The sequence below is a fragment of the Arthrobacter sp. Cr_A7 genome, assembly GCF_029222765.1.
GTDB lineage: Bacteria > Actinomycetota > Actinomycetes > Actinomycetales > Micrococcaceae > Arthrobacter.
This window is the reverse complement of record NZ_JARHXQ010000338.1, coordinates 1-1,290: the sequence shown is the minus strand read 5'-3', so window position 1 is coordinate 1,290 and position 1,290 is coordinate 1. Positions and strand designations below refer to the sequence as shown.

Below are 1,290 nucleotides of genomic sequence, written 5' to 3'. Positions count from 1 at the left end.
CGGGAATACTTCTGCTCGAGCTTTGACTGCGGGTAGCTCAGCAGCAGGGTCATCACCAGGTACCAGATGCTGGCAACGAGCAGCAGCGGAATGGTCTCGTAGGTGCGGGCGTAGATCAGCTGCGCGCTTTGAAGCAGCTCGGCAACGCCCAGGACGCTGACCAGGGACGTGCCTTTGAACATGCCGATCACCTGGTTGCCGGTGGCGGGGATGATCGAGGGCATCGCCTGCGGGATGATGACCTTGCGCATCTTCATCGCCCCGCTCATGCCCAGCGAATCGGCTGCCTCGATCTGGCCCTTGCCCACGGAGGAGAACCCGCCGCGGACGATCTCGGCCATGTAGGCGCCCTCGTTCAGCGTCAGCCCGACCAGGGCTGCGGTGATAGGCGCCATGATTGCGTTGGTGTCGATCGCGGTGCCGATGTTCGTGAACGGGATCCCGATGAACAGGTCCGGATACAGCGCGGCAACGTTGAACCAGAAGATCAGCTGCACCAGGACCGGGGTGCCACGGAAAATCGTGATGTAGACAGCCGCGGTGGCCGCGATCGGCTTGATGCTCGAGCCGCGCATGATCGCCAGGCCCAGGCCCAGCAGGGTTCCCAGGGCCATGCTGGCAAAGGTCAGGAAGAGCGTGAGCATCAACCCGCGCAGGATCGATTCATGCGTGAAGTACTGGGCAACGACGCCCCACTTGAAGTTCGGGTTCGTTGACACCGAGAACAGGACGCCGACGCCGATCAGGCTGCACATCACCCAGGCAACATACTCAAAGGTGCCGCGCCGCTTGAGGCGGGGCTTGAGCGCTGAGTCCAGCCCGGTCATTGTGGTTCCACTTCCTTGGGGAATCGTTTTCAACATCGGGTCACCCACTAGCGGATCGCGGCTTCAGTGATGACTGATTCGCCCAGGCCCCAGTACTCCAGGGACTCCTTGTATTCCGGGGTTTCCAGGACGGACTGGATGGCTGCCTGCAGGGCCGGTGTCAACGGCGATCCCTTCTTCAAGCCCATGGCGACGGTGGTGTTCGTGCGGGTATCCATCCTTGGTTCGAGGATGGTGAAGTGGTTCGGCTGCTGCGCGTTGGCCCAGGCCAGGGCACTGGCATCGTAGAAGACGCCATCGATCCGCTTGGAGTCCAGCTGCGTGAGGGATTCCTGGACGTTGGGCAGCGTGATGGCGTTGATCGCCGGCTGGCCCTTTTCCTCACAGGTCCACAGCGAGACGTTCGGCAGGTGCTTGAGCTGCTGCGTGGAGCCCTTGGTCACGGCGATGTTTTTGCCGCAGA

2 protein-coding genes are annotated in these 1,290 nt (G+C 62.2%); both read right to left on the bottom strand.

Annotated elements, in window-relative coordinates; all coding sequences use genetic code 11:
- On the bottom strand, window positions 1-827 hold an 827-nt coding region (locus P2Q66_RS20465), incomplete at its 3' end, for an amino acid ABC transporter permease (RefSeq protein WP_275731101.1).
- A 47-nt stretch (window positions 828-874) separates the two neighbouring features.
- The coding region (locus tag P2Q66_RS20460) for a transporter substrate-binding domain-containing protein (RefSeq protein WP_275731100.1) at window positions 875-1,290 on the bottom strand (416 nt) is incomplete at its 5' end.